This window comes from Leifsonia sp. Root227 (assembly GCF_001428745.1).
Lineage (GTDB): Bacteria > Actinomycetota > Actinomycetes > Actinomycetales > Microbacteriaceae > Leifsonia.
The window spans coordinates 849,856-870,912 of sequence record NZ_LMIO01000003.1 but is presented as its reverse complement, the minus strand read 5'-3'; the positions used below and the strand labels follow the sequence as shown (position 1 = coordinate 870,912).

The following is a 21,057-nucleotide window of genomic DNA, read 5'->3' as shown; positions in this document are numbered from 1 at the left end:
CTTTCAGTAGACGATATTCATCAGTAGTAGGGCGGGTAGTCGGCCGGGGTGGACGTAGACGGCTTCACCCGGTAGGTCTTCAGCACCTGGCTCATGATCGTGTGGAACAGCGGAGCGGCGGCTGCCGACGAAGTAATGGTAGTCGGGTATCCGAGGTTGACCGAAACGACGTACTGCGGATCGTCGACAGGGGCGACGCCCATGACCGATACGTAGTACGACGGCAGGTAGCCTCCGTTACCGTCCGGCTGCTGCGCCGTTCCGGTCTTCGCGGCGACCCGGTAGCCGGGGATCTGGAGCTGTTTGGCGAGCTCGCCCTGGGTGACGACGCTCTCCATCATCCCGAGGGTGGTGTTGGCGGCACCGGCGGAGACGACCTGGGTGGCCTTGGGCTTCGGGACGTCGACGACGGTGCCGTCCGACTTCGTGCATCCCTCGACCAGCGACAGCGGGATGCGCGTGCCGCCGTTAGCGAGCGCCTGGTACGCGCTGACCATCTGGATTTGGGTGGCGGAGACGCCCTGGCCGAACATGGTGGCGTACTTGGTCTGGTCGTCCCAGTCGGCGACCGGGTTCAGAATGCCGTCCGACTGGCCGGGGTACGGCAGCCCGGAGGCGTCTCCGATCCCGAACTTCTTGAGGTAGTCGTAGCGCGTCTGGTCGGTGAGCGCCTTGCCGAGGATCGACATCCCGACGTTGGACGAGTTCATGAGCACGCCGGTGAGGGTCAGCCGCTCGGGGTCGTGATAGCCCGAGTCGTGCAGATCCGCGCCCTGACCGGAGACGAAGCGGTACGGTGCGAGCACCTCGCTGGTCGGGCTCGCCTTGCCCTGGTCGATGAGCATCGCGGCGGTGAGCGCCTTGAAGGTCGAGCCGGGCTCGTACGGCGTCGTGAACGGCAGGAGGCCCCAGTACTGCGGGTCCGTGGCGTCGATGTTGTTCGGGTCGAGGGCCGGCCACTGGGCGATCGCCTTGATCTTGCCGGTCTTGGCGTCGGCGACGGTCACGAAGCCGAACTTGGACCCTGTCGCTGCGACCTGCTGTGCGAGGGTCTGCTCACTGAACCACTGCAGATCGCGGTCGATCGTGAGTTTGAGGGTGCCGCCGTCCTTCGCGTCCTTCTGCGTGACCGTGCTGCCGGGGATGGCGACGCCATCCGCTCCGCGCTGGTACGTCTGCGATCCGTTCTCACCGGCGAGGCATGCGTTCTCGCTGTCCTCCAGGCCGCCGAGGCCGCCGGCGGAGACATACCCGAGCAGATTTCCCGCGACGGCACCGTTCGGATACGTGCGCGCCGGCACCTTGGTGAACGTGAGCCACGGGTACGGAAGCTTGTCGAGCTTGGTGAACGCGCCGACGTCGAGCCCCGTCTTCACGAGCGCGTACTGCGACTTCGGGTTGGCTGCGAGGGCGTCCTCGATGATCTTCTGAACCGCCGGGCCGCCCTGACCGGTGATGGCGCCGATCTTGGCTGCCGCCTCGATCATGTTGGCCTTGCCGTCCTTGCCCGCCACCGCATCCTTCGGGGAGACGGCGGCGGTGTACTTGTATACGGTGTCGGCGAGGACGGTGCCGCTGTCGTCGACGATGCTGCCGCGCGCGCCGAGCAGGGTCGTCTCGACCTCCTTGGCGTTGACCGACTTCTTCTGCAGCTCTGCGGCGTTGACGACCTGGATGTCGACCAGCTTCGCGCCCAGAATGCCGACGGTCGCCGCGACAGCGACGACCGTGATGGCGGTCCTGCGCCGCATCATCTTTCTCGTAAGCACGTTCGGAACTCGTCCCCGCGTCAGTGCGTCACCGGGGTCGGCAACGCTCCGTCCAACGGTACGGTCGGCGGTGTCGCCTGCGTGTCCGGCGCGCTCGTGCTACCGGAATTCTCAGCTTGCGCGCCCGTCGCGGTCGACCCGGCAGCAGCGCCTGTCGTCGCGCCCGCCTTCGAGCCTGCGGTCGATCCCGCTGGCGCACCGGTGAGCGGGGTCGCCGTCGCGTTCGCCGCCGGGGTCTTCGCCGCTGCGAGCGGGACGCCGGCGAGCAGGGAGTTCGGAACGAGGTTGCCCTGTCCGCCCGTGACGGTGCCTGCCGCGCCATTCGCAGGGAGGGGAGCGCCGAGCACCGCGCCGTCCGACAGGCGCAGGTAGACAGGGTTGCTGTTGGTGACCATCCCGAGCGCGTTGGCGTTCGCAGCCAGGTTCTGCGGAGAGGAGAGCCGGTTCAGGTCCTCCGACGCCGCCTGGTACGAGCGCTGCAGCTCGGTCTGCTTGTCCTGCAGCGAATTGAGCTGGTATGCGCCCTGGGAGACGGCGATGCTCATCAGCAGCTGGGCGACGACCACGCCGAACAGCACACCGACGGCGATGATCGCGTAGACGGTGCGCGGGCGCGCCCTGCGCTGCGAGCGAGTGGTGACGACCTCGAGGTGACTGGGGCGCTCCTCGACCTCCGGCCGCGGTGCTGTGCGTCCGATCCACCCGATGGATGGGCGCTTCTCGGCCAGATTGGTGCTCACGAGCCCCTCCTCACGCGTTCGGCCGCACGCAGGCGAACAGGCGTCGCTCGCGGGTTGGCCGCCTTCTCTTCGTCATTCGCCAGCTCGGCACCGCGGATCAGCAGCTTCAGTTCCGGTCGGTGTTCCGGCAGCTCCACCGGAAGCCCGGCCGGAGCGCTGGAGGTGGACCTGGTCTGCAGTTCGCGCTTCACGATCCGGTCTTCGAGCGACTGGTACGCCTCGACGACGATGCGTCCGCCGATCGCGAGAGCGTCGATGGCTGCGGGAATGGCCCGCTCGAGCACCGACAGCTCCTGGTTCACCTCGATCCGCAGCGCCTGGAACACGCGCTTGGCGGGGTGCCCCTGGCGCTGGACGGCCACCGGGGTGGCCTTGGTGATCACATCCACGAGTTGCGCCGAGCGCACGAACGGCTCGACCTCGCGGGCGGCGACGATCTTCTGCGCGTAGCGGGCGGCGAGCTTCTCCTCGCCGTACTCGCGGAAGATGCGGCGCAGGTCCGCCTCGCTGTACTCGGCGAGGATCGTGGCGGCGGTCAGCTCGCTGGTGCCGTCCATCCGCATGTCGAGCGGAGCGTCCTTCGAGTACGAGAATCCGCGCTCCACCCTGTCGAGCTGCAGCGACGAGACGCCGAGGTCGAACAGGATGCCGTGCACCTCGTCGATGCCGAGGCCGTCGAGCGCATCCAGGATGCCGTCGTAGACGGTGTGCACCAGGTGCACGCGGTCGCCGAACCTGGCCAGACGCTCCCCCGCGATGGCGAGGGCGTCCGGGTCGCGGTCGAGACCGACCAGCGTGACGTCGGGGAAGCGCTCGACGATGCCGGCCGAGTGCCCTCCCATGCCGAGGGTCGCGTCGACGAAGACGGCTCCCGGGGTGTCGAGGGCGGGGGCCAGCAGCTCGATGCAGCGCTCGAGGAGTACCGGGGTGTGAATCTGATCGTCGGTCATGATGCGAGAGGACCGGCTCCTGAATCCTGATCCCCATCCATTCGGTACCTGGCGCCGGGGAAGTGCGTCAGGGCGATGAATGGCTGGGAGTCAGGCGTCAGGGGCTAGAAGAGTCCCGGAATCACCTCCTCTGTGGTGTTGGCGAATGTTGCTTCCTGCTCGGCCAGGTAGGTCTCCCATGCCTGTGCGTCCCAGATCTCCGCGCGGCTTCCCGCGCCGATCACGACCAGGTCGCGATCGAGTCCCGCGTACGAGCGGAGGGTCTGCGGCACCGTCACGCGGTGCTGCTTGTCCGGAACCTCCGAGCTCGCTCCGGAGAGGAAGACGCGGAGGTAGTCGCGGGCCTGCTTGCTCGTCACCGGCGCCTGGCGGATCTTCTCGTGCAGCGCTTCGAACTCGCGCTGACTGAAGACGTAGACGCAGTGCTCCTGGCCGCGAGTGAGGACGATGCCGGACGCGAGCTCATCCCGGAATTTGGCCGGCAGGATGATGCGTCCTTTTTCGTCGAGCTTGGGGGCGTACGTACCGAGAAACATCGGTGACTCCCCCCACTCTTCCGGCCAAGGTTGCGGTGTTGCTCCACTTTACTCCACATCCATCCACAAATTCAGCAGTTTCGGGAATATTGCCCCGATAAGGGGCCAGCAGGCCGCAGAAAATCAGGGAATTCTGCGGTGGAGGGAAGTGGATGGGTTTGGATCACCCGGGTGCCAAAAGGGCATGAAAAAAGGGCCGATCCGAAGATCGGCCCGAAGAAGGGGTGGGGGTGGAGCCCGGTGGAGGGAGGCGGTCAGCCCTGCCCGTCCTGACGCTTGTCCCAGCGGTCGTTGAGCTTGTTCATGAAGCCGGCCTGGGCTGCCTTGCCCTGCTTGGCGCCACGAGTGGAGGACGACGGCGTCGCATCCGGGTCTGGCGCGATGCGCTTACCGGGGGCGATGGCCACGAGGACACCGGCGAACATCACGACGAAGCCGAGGATGCCGACCAGCGGCTGCTGAACGAACACCCCGGTGACGAGGACGGCGATACCGACCACGGCGATGAGGATGCCGAGCACGATGGAGCGGTACGCGGGTCGAGCGCGCGTGCCTCCGACCTTCGCGACGAAATCTGCGTCGTTCTGATAGAGACTGCGCTCCATCTCTTCGAGGAGGCGCTGCTCATGTTCCGAAAGCGGCATCCGTTTCCCCCTCTTTCCCGGGTTCGTGGCGTTGTGAGCCTGATTCTAGTCCCGCCGTGATGGCTAGGCTAGGCGTGTGTCAGAAAGCATTCGGTTCGTCGACCTCATCCAGTCCAGAATCGATGGATTCCTCGATGCACGCGCATCCATTCTCGTCTCCATAGCGGACGAACTCTCCCCGATAGCGGCGTACTCCCGGGATTTTCTCAGCGGCGGCAAGCGATTCCGCGCACTGTTCTGTTTCTGGGGGTGGCAAGCCGTCCGTTCGGCGGGGAACGAGGACCTCGAGACCATCACCCCTGGCGGTCCGCTCGACGCCGTGGTGTCCGCCGCGAGCGCCCTCGAAGTGTTCCACGCTGCAGCGCTGGTGCACGACGACATCATCGACAACTCGGACACCAGACGTGGTGCTCCCGCGGCGCATCGGCGGTTCGAGTCCCTGCACGCGGAGAACCGCTGGCAGGGCTCTGGCGAGACGTTCGGAACGGGGGCGGCGACCCTGCTCGGCGATCTGCTCCTGATTCTCAGCGACGAGCTGTTCGACGAGGGGCTCACCGAGGTGGTCAGCCCGTCCGCCAGGCGAGCGGCACGCGCGGAGTTCAACCGGATGCGCATCGACGTGATGGCCGGGCAGTACCTCGACATCTTCGAGGAGATCGGCTGGAGCAGCCAGCCGGACGCCGACCAGCTCGAACGCGCGGAGCGGGTGATCGTCTACAAATCGGCCAAGTACAGCATCGAGGCGCCGCTCCTGATCGGCGCGAGCCTGGCAGGGGCCACGCTGGGCCAGCTCGATGCACTGCGCGGCTTCGGACTCCCCCTCGGCATCGCGTACCAGCTGCGCGACGACCTGCTCGGGGTCTTCGGAGACGCCTCCGTCACGGGCAAGCCGAGCGGCGACGACCTCCGAGAGGGCAAGCGCACGGTGCTGATCGCTCTGACGAGGGAGGCGATCCCGAGCGGCGCGCGCTCCACGCTCGACGAACTGCTCGGCGACCCGGCGCTCACCGCGCAGCAGATCGAGACGATGCAGATGACGATCCGCGCCTCAGGAGCCGTCGACAGGGTCGAGAAGCTGATCGCCGCCAACGTGGCGCGAGCGATCGAGGCGCTCGACGCCGCCCCGCTCGGCCCCCAGGCCAAGGCGCAGCTGCGCGAGCTTGCCGTGACGGTCACCCGCAGGAACTACTGAGCCACGGCGCGGAGTCCGCGTCCGAGCCGTGCCGCGGAGGCGGTCAGGCGAGCGCCTGGGCCACCCTGCGAACCTCGGCCTTGCGTCCGGCGCGCAGCGCGTCGATGGGCGCGGTGCCGAGCACCTCGTCCTCCTGGATGAGCCAGTCGACGGCCTCCTCATCGTCGAACCCCGCGTCGCCGAGGACGATCAGCGTGCCGCGGAGTTCGCCGAGCGGCTGGCCGTCTTTGAGGAAGTCGGACGGGACTTTGAGGACGCCGTCGATGCGCTTGGCCGCCAGGTGGCGGTCGTCGATCAGGCGGCGGACCCGGCTGACACCGAGTCCGAGAGAGTCGACGAGGTCGGGGATGGTCAGCCACTCGCGGGCTGGGGCTTGCTCAGTCACCCCTCAAGAGTGCCACGGCCTTGGCCTCGGCGTGAGCGCATCCAATTGTTACGATCATGTAAACTCAAATCACATCAGTCACACTAATTGACTCCTTATTCATTGTGTGTCAGCGTGGAGACTCGCAACACGGCACGAAGGTGGGAGTTCTATGTCGATGATCGACAGTGAGACCAACTCAGCAACGGACACTCCGACGCGCGCGCAGCGCAGGACGACGCGCGGGCTCTTCGGAACCGTGCCGATCGCCATCGCCAGTTCCGTCGCCGTCACCCTCGGACTCGTTACACCCGCCCACGCCGCCGCTCCCAGCGGTGAGACGGAGCGCTCCAAGGAGAAGGCACCGCAGAAGCAGGGCGACACGGGCTCCACCGTGAGCACCATCGGCGGCGCACAGACCGCATCCACCGGCGCCACCGCGGTCGCTGCCGCGCCAGCGAGCTACCGCGTGCAGAACGGCGACACGGTGTCCGGCATCGCCGGACGCTTCGGCCTGTCCACGGCGAGCGTGCTCGCCCTCAACGGACTCAGCTGGAAGAGCCTCATCTTCCCCGGCCAGGTGCTGGCCCTCGGCGGAGGCACCGTCGCCACACCCGTCACCGCCCCGTCCCCCGTTCCGGCGGCGAGCAAGTACAAGGTGGCCTCCGGCGACACGATCAGCGGCATCGCCGCGCGGTTCGGCGTCGCGACCAGCGCCGTCCTGAGCGCCAACGGGCTCAGCAGCTCCAGCCTGATCTTCCCCGGCCAACTCGTGACCATTCCTGGGATGGCGACGGCCGCTGTGAACACCCCGCACGCCGCCGCACCGGCGCCAGCACCGGCTCCCGCCCCCGTTGCGCCGGCCCCCATCCCCGCGCCCGCCACCGGGGCCGTCGTCGCGCTCACAGACGAGATGCGCGCGAACGCCGCCGTCATCGTGCAGGTCGGACGCCAGGAGGGCGTCAGCGACCAGGGCATCGTGATCGCCCTCGCCGCGGCAGCCCAGGAATCCGGGATGCGCAACGTGCGCTACGGCGACCGCGACTCGCTCGGCCTGTTCCAGCAGCGCCAGAGCACCGGATGGGGAACCCCGGCCCAGATCCTCGACCCGCACTTCGCGGCGATGGCGTTCTACGGCGGGAAGAACAATCCGAACCCAGGTCGCACCCGCGGACTGCTCGACATCCCCGGCTGGACCTCGATGAGCGTCACCCAGGCAGCACAGGCCGTGCAGATCTCCGCGTACCCGGACGCGTACGCGAAATGGGAGGCGTCGGCGCGGGCCTGGCTCGCCCAGCTCGGGTGATCGGGCCCCGGATGGTCACAACGCGATCACGGCCCGGCCGTTCACGGTGTTTTGCAGGCTTCGCGCAGACCCCTTTCCCTAAACTCGACTCGTGACCACGAGCCAGACCGATCCCATGATCGGCCGTCTTATCGACGGCCGCTATCAGGTGCGCTCGCGGATCGCCAGAGGCGGCATGGCCACCGTGTACCTCGCCACCGATCTGCGCCTCGAGCGCAGGGTCGCGATCAAGATCATGCACGGCCACCTCGCCGACGACAGCACGTTCAAGAGCCGCTTCGTGCAGGAGGCGCGCTCCGCCGCCAGGCTCGCGCATCCGAACGTCGTCAACGTCTTCGACCAGGGCCAGGACTCCGACATGGCGTACCTGGTGATGGAGTATCTGCCCGGCATCACCCTGCGCGATCTGCTCAAGGACTACGGCAAGCTCACCCCGGAGCAGACCATCGACATCATGGAGGCGGTGCTCTCCGGGCTGGCCGCCGCGCACAAGGCCGGGATCGTGCACCGCGACCTCAAGCCGGAGAACGTGCTGCTGGCCGACGACGGCCGCATCAAGATCGGCGACTTCGGTCTTGCACGTGCTGCAAGCGCCAACACGGCGACCGGCCAGGCGCTCCTCGGCACCATCGCATACCTCTCCCCCGAACTCGTAACCCGAGGGGTGGCGGATGCGCGCAGCGACATCTACGCGCTCGGCATCATGATGTTCGAGATGCTCACCGGCGAGCAGCCGTTCAAGGGCGAGCAGCCGATGCAGATCGCGTACCAGCACGCCAACGATTCCGTGCCGTCGCCGAGCAGCAAGAACCCTTCCGTGCCTGCCGAGCTCGACGACCTCGTGCTCTGGGCGACGGCCAAAGACCCCGACCAGCGCCCGAAGGACGCGCGGGAGATGCTCGACCGCCTGGTCGAGGCCGAGAAGGCGATCAGGGGCGAGACCTCTGCCTTCCAGCCGACGATGGTGATGCCTCCGGCCTTCGGCCCCGGCATCGACGACGGCGACACGCAGATCATCAACCCGGCCATCCGGCAGCAGGTCGCCTCCACCACGCCGAGCACCATCGACACCCTCACCGCCACGGCCAAGCGCCGGCGCGGCAAGGGCTGGTGGCTGTTCGCGCTCGTCATCCTGCTCGCCGGCGTCGCCGGTGGCACCGGCTGGTACTTCGGCTCCGGTCCTGGCTCGCTGGTGCAGATCCCGAACGTGGCGAGCAAGACTCCGGATGCGGCAGCCGCCCAGCTGAAGGCGCTCGGCTTCGAGACCAAGCTCGGCCAGGAGTACAGCACCACGATCGGCACCGGACTCGTCTCCAACACGGATCCAGAGCCCGGCGCGTCCGCGAACCGAGGCAGCGTCGTCACCATCAAGGTGTCGCAGGGGCCGAAGCCGGTCGACATCCCGGCGCTCGCGGGGCAGACGCTCGAGAAGGCCACGTCCCTGATCACCGGGGTCGGCGCACAGCTCGGACCGGTCGCCCAGCAGTTCGACGCCAAGATCCCCAAGGACACCGTCATCTCGGCAGCGACGGCCGATGGCACGGACCTCTCCGGCGGCGGCAAGTACTTCGAGGGCGCGAAGGTGAGCCTGGTGGTGTCGGTCGGCGCCATCCCGAGCGTCGCAGGCAAGTCCGTCGCCGACGCGACCGCAACCCTCAAAGACGTCGGTCTGTTCGCCGAGCAAGGCCCGCAGAGCTACAGCGACACGGTGCCGGAGGGCGACGTGATCCAGGCGCAGGCACAGAGCGACGGGCCGGTGAAGCCCAACGACACCCTGCTGCTGGAGACCTCGAAGGGCCCGGAGCCCGTCCCCGTGCCCGACGTCGCGGGCAAGACCTGGATCGACGCCAAGAAGGCCCTCCAGGATGCGGGTTTCCAGCTCGACTACGACAAGACGGCGGACATCCTGCCCGGCGTCGCCATCGTCGCGAGCACCAACCCAGCCGCCGGCACCGACGCCAAAAAAGGCTCGACCGTCAAGGTCACCTTCAAGCCCATCTTCGGCTGACCCCCTCACTCCCCCCGCAAAACAATCGAGTCCGGACTTGTTCACGCGACACGCCGTGTCGTGGTGTGAACAAGTCCGGACTCGATTGTTTGAGAGCCGGGGGCCGGGGAGGCGGGCTAGCGGGCGGCGAGCTCCTCGGCGACGAGGAACGCGAGCTCCAGCGACTGCATGTGGTTGAGGCGCGGGTCGCACAGTGACTCGTAGCGGGTCGCCAGTGTCTCCTCGTCGATGTGCTCCGAGCCGCCGAGGCACTCGGTGACGTCGTCGCCCGTCAGCTCCACGTGGATGCCGCCCGGGTGCGTTCCCGCGGCGCGGTGCGCCTCGAAGAAGCCCTTGACCTCGTCCACCACGTCGTCGAAGCGGCGTGTCTTGTAGCCGTTCGGCGTCGTGAGGCCGTTCCCGTGCATCGGATCGGTGACCCAGAGCGGCTTCGCGTCCGACGCCTTGATGGCCTCGAGCAGCGGGGGAAGCGCATCCCGGATCTTGCCTGCGCCCATGCGCGTGATGAACGTCAGGCGCCCGGGCTCGCGGTTCGGGTCGAGCTTCTCGATCAGCTCCAGCATCGTCTCCGGCGTGGTCGACGGGCCGAGCTTGACGCCGATCGGGTTGCGCACCCTGGACAGGAAGTCGACGTGCGCCCCATCGAGGTCGCGCGTGCGCTCCCCGATCCAGATGAAGTGCGCCGACGTGTTGTACGGGGTACCCGTGCGCGAGTCGATGCGCGTCATCGGACGCTCGTAGTCCATCAGCAGGCCCTCGTGGCTGGAGTAGAACTCGACGCGCTTGAGCTCGTCGAAGTCTGCTCCCGCCGCCTCCATGAACTTGATCGCGCGGTCGATCTCCTTGGCCAGGCCTTCGTAGCGCTGGTTGGCCGGGTTGGCGGCGAAGCCTCTGTTCCAGCTGTGCACCTGGCGCAGGTCGGCGAATCCACCCTGCGTGAACGCCCGGATCAGGTTCAGCGTGGATGCGGCGGTGTGGTAGCCCTTGACCAGCCTGCGCGGGTCGGCCTGGCGCGACTCCGGCGTGAAATCGTAGCCGTTCACGATGTCGCCGCGGTATGCCGGCAGCGTGACGCCGCCCCGCGTCTCCGTGTCGCTGGAGCGCGGCTTGGCGAACTGCCCGGCCATGCGCCCCATCTTGATGACAGGCATGGATGCGCCGTAGGTGAGCACGACGGCCATCTGCAGCACGGTCTTCACCCTGTTGCGGATCTGGTCGGCGGTCGCCCCGGCGAACGTCTCGGCACAGTCGCCTCCCTGCAGCAGGAACGCCTTGCCGTCAGCGGCGCGGCCCAGACGGTCGCGGAGCTGGTCCACCTCACCGGCGAAGACCAGCGGCGGCAGCGTAGCGATCTCCGCGGAGGCGGCTGCGGCCGCATCCTGATCGGGCCAGGTGGGCTGCTGCTTGATCTCGAGCGTGCGCCAATAGTCCAGGCCCTCGATCACAGACTCGTCAGCCAAAACGACGGGATCGGAGGTGTCTAGCACTGGTCTTCCGCTCAGTTCAGGGCGTGCCACGAAATCGGCACGCCGATGGGTGTTTTCGGCGCACGGGTCGGCGCCGGGTACTTGAGCCTACCGTGAAAGGGACGCGCGCTTTTCCTTCACGCTACTGGCGTAGACGTCCACGTACTCCTGCTCGCTGAGCGCGTGCAGCCGGTACATGATCTCGTCGGTGACGGAGCGGAGGATGAAGCGGTCGCCCTCCATGCCCTCGAAGCGGGAGAAGTCGATCGGCTCGCCGATCACGATCCCGATGCGGCCGATCTTCGGCAGGCGCGTTCCGATCGGCATGATCTTCTCCGTGTCGACCATCGCGACGGGGACGACGGGCACTTCGCCCTCCAGGATCATCCTGGCGACGCCGGTGCGGCCGCGGTACAGCTTGCCGTCCGGGCTGCGTGTCCCCTCCGGGTAGATGCCGAGGATCTCACCGCGAGAGAGAACAGCGAGACCGGTGTTGAGGGAGTCCTCCGACGCCTTGCCGCCCGAGCGGTCGATCGGGATCTGGCCGGTCGCCATCATGAACGACTTGGTCGCCCAGCCTTTGAAGCCTGTGCGGGTGAAGTAGTCGCTCTTGGCGAGGAAGGACACGTGCCTGTCGACGACGAGCGGCAGGAAGATCGAATCGATGAACGACAGGTGGTTGCTGGCGAGGATCACGGCGCCGTTCGCCGGGACGTTCTCGAGCCCCACGACCCACGGACGGAAGATCCCCTTCAGCAGGGGGCCCGCGATCAGGTGCTTCATCAGCCAGTAGAACACCGGCTCAGCCTAACGCGCGGTGGCGTGCAACCGCGCGAGGTCGGCGGCGCCGACGACGCCGGCGTCGTTCACCAGCTCCGCGATGCGGAACTCCGGCTCCGGGTGGAAGCCGCGGGCAGGCAGGTTCTCCAGGTAGGCGAGCCTGATCGGCTCGAGCAGCAGCTCGCCGGCCTGGGCGACGCCGCCGCCGAACACGAACAACTGGGGGTCGAGCACGGCGCCGAGGCTCGCGCAGGCCTGACCGAGCCAGTCGCCGAGCTGCCGTAGCGCCGCGAGTGCGCCAGGGTCGCCGGCCATGATGAGTTCGCTGATGTCCGTACCGCTCAGAGAGCCATTGCGCGAACGGACGTCGGCGAGCGTCTGCCCGATGCCGCCCGCATCCGCCAGCTCGTTCGCCATGCGCTGCAGCGCGCGACCGGAGCCGTACTGCTCGATGCAGCCGTGGGCGCCGCAGCCGCACGGCAGGCCGCCTGGCACGACGCGCATGTGGCCGACCTCGGCGCCTGCGCCGAAGCCGCCGCGGAACAGGCGGTCGCCGCTGACGATCGCGCCTCCGACGCCCGTGCCGATGGTGAGGATGACCATGTCACTGACCAGGCGGCCAGCGCCGTAGCGGAACTCCGCCCAGCCCGCGGCGTTCGCGTCGTTCTCGATCAGGATCGGCAGGTCGAGGCGCTTCTCGAGCTTCTCCCTGAACGGCTCGTTGCGCCAGTTGATGTTGGGGGCGTAGTAGACCGTCGACTGCGCGGCGTCGATGAATCCGGCGGCGGCGACACCGGCGCCGGCGATCTCCTCGTCTCCGTCGGAGAGCCGCTCGATCATCTCGACGACGGCGTTCTCGATCTCGTGCGGCTGGGCTGCGTCGGTGGGCACCCTGTCCTCGCGGACGATGGTGCCGAGCTCGTCGACCACTGCGCCTGCGATCTTCGTTCCGCCGATGTCGATCCCGATCGCGTGCACAGACACAGCCTTTCCTTGAGTTGCGGGTATGGCGCGGGAGTCGGCGAGCGCCAGAAGACTCACATCCGCACCATCTAGAGTGTAGTTACCCAGTGTGGCTGAAGCCATCTGGCCCGTCTGACGCCCGCCCCGGTACCGAGGGAGTTACCGTGAAACAGTTCGATTCACCCGCCATCGTTCCCGCCGACCCTGAGGCGAACGCGACCGACCTGCTGGTCGACCGCGTCGCCGCCACTCCGGATGCGCCCCTGTTCAGCATCCCGGACGGCGACGCCTGGAAGGACGTGACCGCCGCGGAGTTCCTGCGCCAGGTCGTCGCCCTCTCCAAGGGATTCGTGCAGGCCGGCATCCAGCCGGGCGACAAGATCGGCCTGATGTGCAAGACCCGCTACGAGTGGTCGCTGATCGACTTCGCCGCCTGGTTCGCCGGCGCCGTGCTGGTGCCGATCTACGAGACGTCCTCCCCCGCCCAGGTGCAGTGGAACATGAGCGACTCCGGCGCGATCGCCGTCATCCTGGAGAACGCGGAGATGTTCTCGCGGTTCGACGAGGTGCACCCCGACCTCCCGCTCATCCAGAACGTCTGGCAGCTCCACCTCGGCGACCTGGACAAGCTCGCCGCGTCCGGCACGGGCATCCCGGACGGTGAGATCGAGCGCCGAAGGAACCTGGCGCGCGGCGAGGACATCGGCACGCTGATCTACACCTCCGGCTCCACAGGGAAGCCCAAGGGATGCGTTCTCACGCACGCGAACTTCGTCGAGCTCTCGCGCAACTCGGCAGAGGCGCTGAAAGAGGTCGTGATGCAGCCGGGTGGCGCATCCACGCTGCTGTTCATCACCACAGCCCACGTCTTCGCGCGCTTCATCGCCGTGCTCTGCGTGACGGCGGGCGTGAAGGTGGGCCACCAGGCAGACACCAAGCAGCTCCTGCCGGCGCTCGCCAGCTTCAAGCCGACGTTCCTCCTCGCGGTTCCCCGCGTGTTCGAGAAGGTCTACAACTCGGCGGAGCAGAAGGCAGAGTCCGGCGGCCGAGGCAAGATCTTCCGCAAGGCGGCCGCCGTGGCCGTCGAGCACTCGAAGGCCGTCGAGGCGGGGAGCGTGCCGTTCGGCCTGCGCGTCCGCTTCGCGATCTTCGACCGCCTGGTCTACAGCAAGCTGCGCGCAGCGATGGGCGGACGCGTGAAGTACGCGGTCTCCGGCTCCGCGCCGCTCGGCTCGCACCTCGGGCACTTCTTCCACAGCCTCGGCATCAAGATCCTGGAGGGCTACGGCCTCACCGAGACCACCGCTCCCGCGACCGTGAACCGTCCTGACACGTTTCGGATCGGCACGGTCGGCCCCGCGCTCCCCGGTGTCTCGCTGCGTCTCGCCGACGACAACGAGATCGAGGTCAAGGGCATCAACGTCTTCAAGGAGTACTGGAAGAACCCGGAAGCGACGGAGGCCGCGTTCGACGACGGCTGGTTCCGCACGGGCGATCTCGGCTCCTTCGACGACGACGGCTTCCTGACCATCACCGGGCGCAAGAAGGAGATCATCGTGACCGCGGGGGGCAAGAACGTCTCCCCCGCCGCCCTCGAAGACCCTGTGCGGGCGAACCCGCTGGTCAGCCAGGTGATCGTCGTCGGCGACCAGAAGCCGTTCATCGCAGCGCTCGTCACCCTCGACACCGAGATGCTGCCGACCTGGCTCGCCAACAACGGCGAGGACAAGGACATGACCCTCGCGGAGGCGTCGGTCAACCCGGCCGTCTACGCCGAGATCGAGCGCGCCATCGAGACGGCCAACGCCGGGGTGTCGCGGGCGGAGTCCATCCGCAAGTTCGTGATCCTCTCCACCGACCTCACCGAGGCCAGCGGCCACCTGACGCCGAAGCTCAGCATCAAGCGCAACGTGATCCTGACGGACTTCGCCGACGTGATCGAGGGCATCTACAGCGGCGCTCCCGCCACGCAGGGCATCTCACTGGCGCACTAGCGCCCTCGTGACCGTCGCTCAGACCTCGTCCCGCCAGGAGTGCTTCGGCTCGTAGCCGAGCACCTGGCGGGCCTTGGCGATCGACAGCAGGGTGTCGTTGACGCCCAGCTCGCCCTTCAGCGGAACCCCGGGGAACACCTCGGCGACCAGTTCGTCGTTCGGGCGGGACATCACGGTGTCGGCGGCGGCGATGATGAAGCGGTCGAACCCCGTGGTGTCCCACTCGAGGGCTCGCAGGATGGCCTGGGCTCCGTCGCGGCCGTCGATGTAGCCCCAGAGGTTCCACTTGCGTGCCAGCGCGTCCGCGTCGAAGCCTGGGAACGCGGCGTAGTCCTCCGGGTTCATCACGTTCGAGAACCGCAGGGCGACGATCTTGAGCGCCGGGTCCCAGCGCACCAGCTCAATCGCGAGCTGCTCTTCGAGGTGCTTGACGAGGGAGTACGTGCTCTCGGGACGGGCCGGGTAGTCCTCATCCACCGGGATGTACGGCGGCGGCACGTCGAACGGCAGGCCGAGCACGGTCTCGCTCGACGCGTAGACGATGTTCCGGATGCCCGCCCTGCGCGCCGCCTGGAACACGTTGTACGTGACCCGGATGTTGTTGTGGAAGGTGGCGACGTCGCTCAGGATGCCTGGGGCAGGGATCGCGGCCAGGTGCACGATCGCGTCGAAGCCGTCGTGCTGGTCATTGACGCCGAGGATGGCGTCGATCGTCTGCCCGTAGTCGGTGAGGTCGACCCGGACGAACCCTGGACCACGCTCCCCCGTCGCATCCAGATTGACGACGGTGTTGCCCGCCGCCCTCAGCTCGCGGACGACGGTGCGCCCGAGTTTTCCTGATCCACCGGTGACCGCGATACGCATGACGCCAGTCTAGGTGCCCGACGACCGGCGGCGAGAGCCAGGAACCGGTCGAGAGCCCCGCGACCTGTCGAGAGTCCTAGAACCAGTCGGACTCGCGGACCTGCTTCATCGCCTCGCGCCTGCTGTCCTTGTCGAGCCGGTCGAGGTAGAGCTTGCCGTCGAGATGGTCGGTCTCGTGCTGCAGCGCCTGCGCCATCACTCCGGTGCCTGACACCTCGATCTCATTGCCGTCGAGGTCGATGCCGCGCACGGTGGCGAACGGGTAGCGAGCGGTCTTGAACCAGAGCCCCGGCACGGACAGACAGCCCTCATCCACCAACTCCGGCTCGCCGGAGACCTCGACGAGCACCGGGTTGATGACGTAGCCGACCTCGCCGTCGACGTTGTAGCTGAACGCGCGCAGGTTGACGCCGATCTGCGGTGCGGCGACGCCTGCGCGGCCGGGCGGCAGCACGCTGTCCACCAGGTCCTCCACCAGTCCGCGCACGCCGTCGTCGATGTCGCCGATCGGCTCGGACACGGTCTTGAGGACGGGGTCGCCGAACAGGCGGATCTGACGTTCGGTCACAGCTGTCTCCTAGGCACGAGGGAACGGGATGCGCGGCTCAGCCGCGTGAGGTGGGCAGGCCCTCGACCACCAGGGCGGCGAGAGTGCGCGCCGACTGCTTGGTCAGGGGCTTCAGGTCTTTGTACGACACGACGGAGCCTGCGGCGAGCTGCGGGTCGTACGGGATGCGCACGACGTCGCGCACGCGCGAAAGGAAGTGCGATTCGATCTCCTCGAGCTTCACCAGGTTGGTGCCCTGGGTGGCCGTGTTGAGGGCGACGACCGCGTTCCGCACCAGGTCGCCGTAGCCGTTGGCCTCCAGCCAGGTCAGCGTCTCGGACGCCAGGCGCGCCTCATCGACGCTTCCGCCGGAGACGATGACGACCGAGTCTGCACGCTGCAGCGTGGCGCGCATGACCGAGTGGACGATGCCGGTGCCGCAGTCGGTGAGCACGATCGAGTAGAACCGCGCGGACAGGTCGGCGACGACGTTGTAGTCGTTCTCGTCGAACGCCTCGGAGAGCAGAGGGTCGGTGTCGGAGGCGAGGATGTCGAGCCGGGTCTCGTCGCGCGAGACGAGGGCCGAGAAGTCGGTGAAGCCGCCGATGGTCGCGGCCTTGTGGACCACATCCCGCACGGTCGCACGGGTCTGCTTCGGCACGCGCTCCGACAGGGTGCCGCGGTCGGGATTCGCGTCGATCGCGATGATGCGGTCCTCGCGGGCATCGGCCAGCGCCATCCCGAGCAGGGTGGTGACGGTGGTCTTTCCCACGCCGCCCTTGCGGGTGAGCACGGGAACGAAGCGCGTTCCGCCCTCGAACTGCTTCTGGATGCGGTGGTCGAGCTCCTTGCGGGCGCGCGCCTTTGCGGAGTCGCCGAGGTTCACCATGCGGAAAGTGACGTTGTAGACGAAGCGCTGCCAGCCGCCCTCCGGACCAGGCCGGGTGTTGCGATTGACCTCGAGCAGACGATCGGCGGTGAGCATCGCCGCCGGCTCCGGCTGCTGCGAGTGCTCGCCGCGCAGGCGTCCGCGACGAGACTGCGAGAACGGGTCGCCCGCTGGGAGTTCGTGGGCCTCGCGCGCGGCGTCGCCCTGCCCGTCGGCGGCTGGAATCGTACCGGTCGGGCCGGTGGCGAGCCGCGAAGCGACGATGGCGACGGACATGGTCGTCGGCTCGGCGGGAGAAGCGACGAACCCGGGATTGACGGGGACCTCGTCGATCGCGACGGCCGCTTCGTCCTCCGGCACCTCGGGTGCAGGGGCAGGCGGCAGGTCGACGGCGATGCTGAGGTTCTCTGGAACCGCGATGGTCAGATCGTCGTCAGGCGACACGAGCGAACCCGGTTCCGGGCGCTCGGGCTTGAGGTTGTCTGGCACGGATCACATCTCTTTCTGTCGCAGCGAGCGACGGACACAGTTTAGCTGGCCGTCGCACGCAGCAAACGAGTCCGAACTTATTCACGCGCCACGCCGGGCGCGGACGTGAATAAGTTCGGACTCGATTATGTGGGGCGGTGGGTCAGGCGGGGGCGACGACGACGAGGAGGTCGCCGGCGTCGACCTGCTGGGTCTTCGGGATGGCGAGCCGCTCGATCGTGCCGGCGATGGGGGCGGTGATGGCCGCCTCCATCTTCATGGCCTCGATGGACGCGACCGACTGGCCGGCCGCCACCGTGTCGCCGACGGCGACCTGCAGCGTGACGACACCGGAGAACGGAGCCGCGACCTGGCCGGGCTTCGCCGTGTCCGCCTTCTCGGCCGCCTTCGCCTCCACGACGATGCCGCGGTCGCGCACGAACACCGGCCGGAGCTGGCCGTTGAGCGTGGTCATGACCGTGCGCATCCCCTTGTCGTCCGCTTCGCCGATGGCTTCGAGGCCGATGTAGAGGCGAACGCCCTTGTCGATCTCGATGACGTGCTCGTTGCCCTGCTTGAGACCGTAGAGGTAGTCGAGCGAGTCGACGACGGACAGGTCGCCGAACAACTCGCGCATCTGCTCGTAGATGCGCGTCGGAGCAGGGAACAGCAGGCGGTTGAGGGTGGAGCGGCGCTCCTGGCTGGAGCCTTCGAGGGCCTTCGCGTCTGCCGGGGAGAGATCCTCGACCCCGATCTTGACGGTCTTGCCCGCGAGCACCTTGGTGCGGAACGGCTCCGGCCAGCCGCCAGGCAGCTCGCCGAGCTCCCCGGCCATGAAGCCGACCACGGAGTCCGGGATGTCGTAGTTCTGCGGGTTCTCGGCGAAGTCGGCCGGGTCGGCGTGGACGGCCGCGAGGTGCAGCGCGAGGTCGCCGACGACCTTCGACGACGGCGTCACCTTGGGGATGCGCCCGAGGATCTGGTTGGCGGCCGCGTACATGTCCTCGACGAGCTCGAAGTCCTCCGCGAGGCCGAGCGCCTTGGCCTGCTGACGCAGGTTGGAGAGCTGGCCGCCGGGGATCTCGTGCTTGTAGACGCGACCTGTCGGGCCCGGAAGACCGGACTCGAACGGACGGTAGACCTGGCGGACGGCCTCCCAGTACGGCTCGAGCGCGTTCACGGACGCGAGCGAGATGCCCGTGTCGCGTTCGGTGTGCGCGAGCGCGGCGACGAGAGCGGATGCGCTCGGCTGGCTGGTGGTGCCGGACATCGGCGCGCTGGCGACGTCGACCGCGTCCGCTCCCGCGCGGCTGGCCGCGAGCAGGGTGGCGAGCTGGCCGCCTGGCGTGTCGTGCGTGTGCACGTGCACCGGCAGGTCGAAGCGCTCCCGGAAGGCCGAGACGAGCTTCTCAGCCGCGGACGGACGCAGCAGGCCGGCCATGTCCTTGATGGCGAGGATGTGCGCGCCGGACTCCACGATCTGCTCGGCGAGACGCAGGTAGTAGTCGAGCGTGTACAGGTCTTCCGCAGGGTCGAGCAGGTCGCCGGTGTAGCAGACCGCGACCTCGGCCACGGCGGTTCCCGTCGCCAGCACCGACTCGATGGCCGGGCGCATCTGAGACACGTCGTTGAGGGCGTCGAAGATGCGGAAGATGTCGACACCGGTGGCAGCGGCCTCCCGGACGAACGCATCCGTCACCTGGGTGGGATACGGGGTGTACCCGACCGTGTTGCGACCGCGCAGCAGCATCTGGATGTTGACGTTCGGCAGCGCATCGCGGAGTGCGGCCAGGCGCTCCCACGGGTCCTCGCCGAGGAAGCGCAGCGCGACGTCGTATGTCGCTCCACCCCAGGCCTCCACGGAGAGCAGCTCCGGCGTCATTCTGGCGACGTACGGGGCGACCGCGAGCAGGTCGCGGGTGCGGACGCGGGTCGCGAGCAGCGACTGGTGCGCATCCCGGAACGTCGTCTCCGTCACCGCGAGGGCGGTCTGCGCACGCAGCGCCTTCGCGAACCCGGTGGGGCCGAGCTCGAGCAGCTTCTGCCGCGAGCCGGAGGGCGCCGGAGCGGACAGGTCGATCTTCGGCAGCTTGTCGACGGGCGCGTGCGTCTCCGGACGGGCGCCGTTCGGCTGGTTGACCGTGACGTCGGCGAGCCAGTTGAGCACCTTGGTGCCGCGGTCCTTGGACGCGCGGCCCTTGAACAGCTCAGGGCGCTCCTCGATGAACGAGGTGCTGACGTTGCCAGCGATGAAGTCCGGGTCGTCCAGGACGGCCTGCAGGAACGGGATGTTCGTGGAGACGCCGCGGATGCGGAACTCGGCCAGACCGCGGCGTGCGCGGCTCACCGCTGCGGCGAAGTCGCGGCCGCGGCAGGTCATCTTGGCGAGCATCGAGTCGAAGTGCGGGCTGATCTGTGCGCCGGGGTTGATCGTGCCGCCGTCGAGGCGGATGCCGCCGCCGCCCGGCGAGCGGTACGTGGTGATCTTGCCGGTGTCCGGCCGGAAGCCGGCCGTCGGGTCCTCCGTGGTGATGCGGCACTGCAGGGCCGCCCCGCGGATGTGCACGGTCTCCTGGCTGAGGCCGAGGTCGGCGAGCGACTCCCCTGCGGCGATGCGCATCTGCGACTGCACCAGGTCGACGTCGGTGATCTCCTCTGTGACCGTGTGCTCCACCTGGATGCGCGGGTTCATCTCGATGAAGACGTGCTCGCCCGCGCGCTCCCCCGCCGTGTCGAGCAGGAACTCGACGGTTCCCGCGTTCTCGTAGCCGATCGACTTGGCGAACGCGATCGCGTCGGCGTAGAGCGCCTGGCGGGTCTCCTCGTCGAGGTTCGGGGCCGGGGCGATCTCGATGACTTTCTGGTGGCGGCGCTGCACGGAGCAGTCGCGCTCGAACAGGTGCATCGTGGCGCCGTGCGAGTCTGCGAGGATCTGCACCTCGATGTGGCGCGGGCGCAGAACGGCCTGCTCCAAGAACATGGTCGGGTCGCCGAAGGCGCTGTCCGCCTCGCGCATCGCCTCTTCGAGGGCACCGCGGAGTTCGTCCTTGGTGTTGACGCGGCGCATCCCTCGTCCGCCGCCGCCCGCGACGGCCTTGGCGAAGATCGGGAAGCCGATCTCGTCGGCCTGCGAGATGAGGAGGTCGATGTCCTTCGACGGAGGGGTCGACTTGAGCACGGGCACGCCGGCAGCGATGGCGTGCTCCTTGGCGGTGACCTTGTTGCCCGCCATCTCAAGCACGCGCGACGGCGGCCCGATGAACGTGATGCCGGCCTCGCGGGCGGCCTCTGCCAGCTCGGGGTTCTCGGAGAGGAAGCCATAGCCGGGGTAGATCGCGTCGGCGCCGCACTCCTTGGCGACGCGGATGATCTCCGCGACGTCGAGGTACGCGCGCACCGGGTGGCCGGGCTCGCCGATCTGGTACGCCTCATCCGCCTTGAGGCGGTGCATGGAATTGCGGTCCTCATACGGGAACACCGCCACGGTTTGAGCGCCGAGCTCGTAAGCGGCCCGGAAGGCCCGGATGGCGATTTCACCGCGATTGGCAACGAGGATCTTACGGAACATGGGGACCTT

The 21,057-nt window shown here is 68.0% G+C and carries 17 protein-coding genes; 4 read left to right on the top strand and 13 right to left on the bottom strand.

Annotated features, from left to right (window positions below; genetic code table 11):
* Window positions 1-20 precede the first annotated feature (20 nt).
* From ASE16_RS14150 to ASE16_RS14130, 5 genes are all read right to left on the bottom strand, one after another.
* Complete coding sequence (locus ASE16_RS14150) at window positions 21-1,769, bottom strand: peptidoglycan D,D-transpeptidase FtsI family protein (protein ID WP_055896004.1); 1,749 nt, start codon at window positions 1,767-1,769, stop codon at window positions 21-23.
* A gap of 20 nt (window positions 1,770-1,789) precedes the next feature.
* Window positions 1,790-2,509, bottom strand: a complete 720-nt coding sequence (locus ASE16_RS14145; RefSeq protein WP_055896000.1) for a hypothetical protein — start codon at window positions 2,507-2,509, stop codon at window positions 1,790-1,792.
* Complete coding sequence (gene rsmH / locus ASE16_RS14140; protein WP_055895997.1) at window positions 2,506-3,459, bottom strand: 16S rRNA (cytosine(1402)-N(4))-methyltransferase RsmH; 954 nt, start codon at window positions 3,457-3,459, stop codon at window positions 2,506-2,508. The genes ASE16_RS14145 and rsmH overlap by 4 nt, the downstream gene beginning before the upstream one ends.
* 104 nt (window positions 3,460-3,563) lie before the next feature.
* Window positions 3,564-3,995 carry a division/cell wall cluster transcriptional repressor MraZ gene (mraZ, locus tag ASE16_RS14135; RefSeq protein ID WP_055895993.1) on the bottom strand — a complete coding sequence of 144 codons (432 nt, stop codon included), beginning with the start codon at window positions 3,993-3,995 and terminating at the stop codon, window positions 3,564-3,566.
* A 254-nt stretch (window positions 3,996-4,249) separates the two neighbouring features.
* Complete coding sequence (locus tag ASE16_RS14130; RefSeq protein ID WP_055895988.1) at window positions 4,250-4,639, bottom strand: DUF3040 domain-containing protein; 390 nt, start codon at window positions 4,637-4,639, stop codon at window positions 4,250-4,252.
* A gap of 76 nt (window positions 4,640-4,715) precedes the next feature.
* On the opposite strand from ASE16_RS14130, the gene ASE16_RS14125 reads away from it, so the two are divergent.
* Window positions 4,716-5,831: a polyprenyl synthetase family protein gene (locus tag ASE16_RS14125; protein ID WP_055895983.1), complete on the top strand. Its 1,116-nt coding sequence runs from the start codon at window positions 4,716-4,718 to the stop codon at window positions 5,829-5,831.
* 43 nt (window positions 5,832-5,874) lie between these two features.
* On the opposite strand, the gene ASE16_RS14120 is transcribed toward ASE16_RS14125, so the two are convergent.
* Entirely contained in the window at window positions 5,875-6,216 is a 342-nt protein-coding gene (locus tag ASE16_RS14120) for an Rv2175c family DNA-binding protein (RefSeq protein ID WP_055895981.1), read from the bottom strand.
* 157 nt (window positions 6,217-6,373) lie between these two features.
* On the opposite strand from ASE16_RS14120, the gene ASE16_RS14115 reads away from it, so the two are divergent.
* Complete coding sequence (locus ASE16_RS14115) at window positions 6,374-7,501, top strand: LysM peptidoglycan-binding domain-containing protein (protein WP_055896609.1); 1,128 nt, start codon at window positions 6,374-6,376, stop codon at window positions 7,499-7,501.
* A gap of 91 nt (window positions 7,502-7,592) precedes the next feature.
* Window positions 7,593-9,509, top strand: coding sequence for a Stk1 family PASTA domain-containing Ser/Thr kinase (gene pknB, locus ASE16_RS14110; RefSeq protein WP_055895978.1), 1,917 nt, complete (start codon window positions 7,593-7,595; stop codon window positions 9,507-9,509).
* A 116-nt stretch (window positions 9,510-9,625) separates the two neighbouring features.
* Here pknB and ASE16_RS14105 read toward each other — a convergent pair whose 3' ends face one another.
* From ASE16_RS14105 to ASE16_RS14095, 3 genes are all read right to left on the bottom strand, one after another.
* The gene (locus ASE16_RS14105; protein WP_157480411.1) at window positions 9,626-10,954 is read right to left on the bottom strand and encodes a class II 3-deoxy-7-phosphoheptulonate synthase; all 1,329 of its coding nucleotides are present in this window, start codon (window positions 10,952-10,954) and stop codon (window positions 9,626-9,628) included.
* Window positions 10,955-11,083: 129 nt separating this feature from the next.
* Window positions 11,084-11,773 (bottom strand): lysophospholipid acyltransferase family protein, encoded by a 690-nt coding sequence (locus tag ASE16_RS14100; RefSeq protein ID WP_055895970.1) that lies wholly within the window; start codon window positions 11,771-11,773, stop codon window positions 11,084-11,086.
* 9 nt (window positions 11,774-11,782) lie between these two features.
* On the bottom strand, window positions 11,783-12,733 hold the full coding sequence (locus ASE16_RS14095; protein WP_055896607.1) for an ROK family glucokinase: 951 nt from the start codon (window positions 12,731-12,733) through the stop codon (window positions 11,783-11,785).
* Between the two features lie 149 nt (window positions 12,734-12,882).
* On the opposite strand from ASE16_RS14095, the gene ASE16_RS14090 reads away from it, so the two are divergent.
* Window positions 12,883-14,712, top strand: coding sequence for an AMP-dependent synthetase/ligase (locus ASE16_RS14090; protein WP_055895966.1), 1,830 nt, complete (start codon window positions 12,883-12,885; stop codon window positions 14,710-14,712).
* Window positions 14,713-14,730: 18 nt separating this feature from the next.
* On the opposite strand, the gene ASE16_RS14085 is transcribed toward ASE16_RS14090, so the two are convergent.
* The 4 genes from ASE16_RS14085 to ASE16_RS14070 all read right to left on the bottom strand — a co-directional run bounded on the left by ASE16_RS14085 (window position 14,731) and on the right by ASE16_RS14070 (window position 21,048).
* A complete protein-coding gene (locus tag ASE16_RS14085) occupies window positions 14,731-15,576 on the bottom strand; it encodes an NAD-dependent epimerase/dehydratase family protein (RefSeq protein ID WP_055895962.1) in 846 nt (281 codons plus the stop codon).
* A 76-nt stretch (window positions 15,577-15,652) separates the two neighbouring features.
* Window positions 15,653-16,144, bottom strand: coding sequence for a peptide deformylase (def, locus tag ASE16_RS14080; protein ID WP_055895959.1), 492 nt, complete (start codon window positions 16,142-16,144; stop codon window positions 15,653-15,655).
* A gap of 37 nt (window positions 16,145-16,181) precedes the next feature.
* Complete coding sequence (locus tag ASE16_RS14075) at window positions 16,182-17,501, bottom strand: MinD/ParA family protein (RefSeq protein WP_055895956.1); 1,320 nt, start codon at window positions 17,499-17,501, stop codon at window positions 16,182-16,184.
* A 142-nt stretch (window positions 17,502-17,643) separates the two neighbouring features.
* Window positions 17,644-21,048 carry a pyruvate carboxylase gene (locus ASE16_RS14070; RefSeq protein WP_055895953.1) on the bottom strand — a complete coding sequence of 1,135 codons (3,405 nt, stop codon included), beginning with the start codon at window positions 21,046-21,048 and terminating at the stop codon, window positions 17,644-17,646.
* Window positions 21,049-21,057 lie beyond the last annotated feature (9 nt).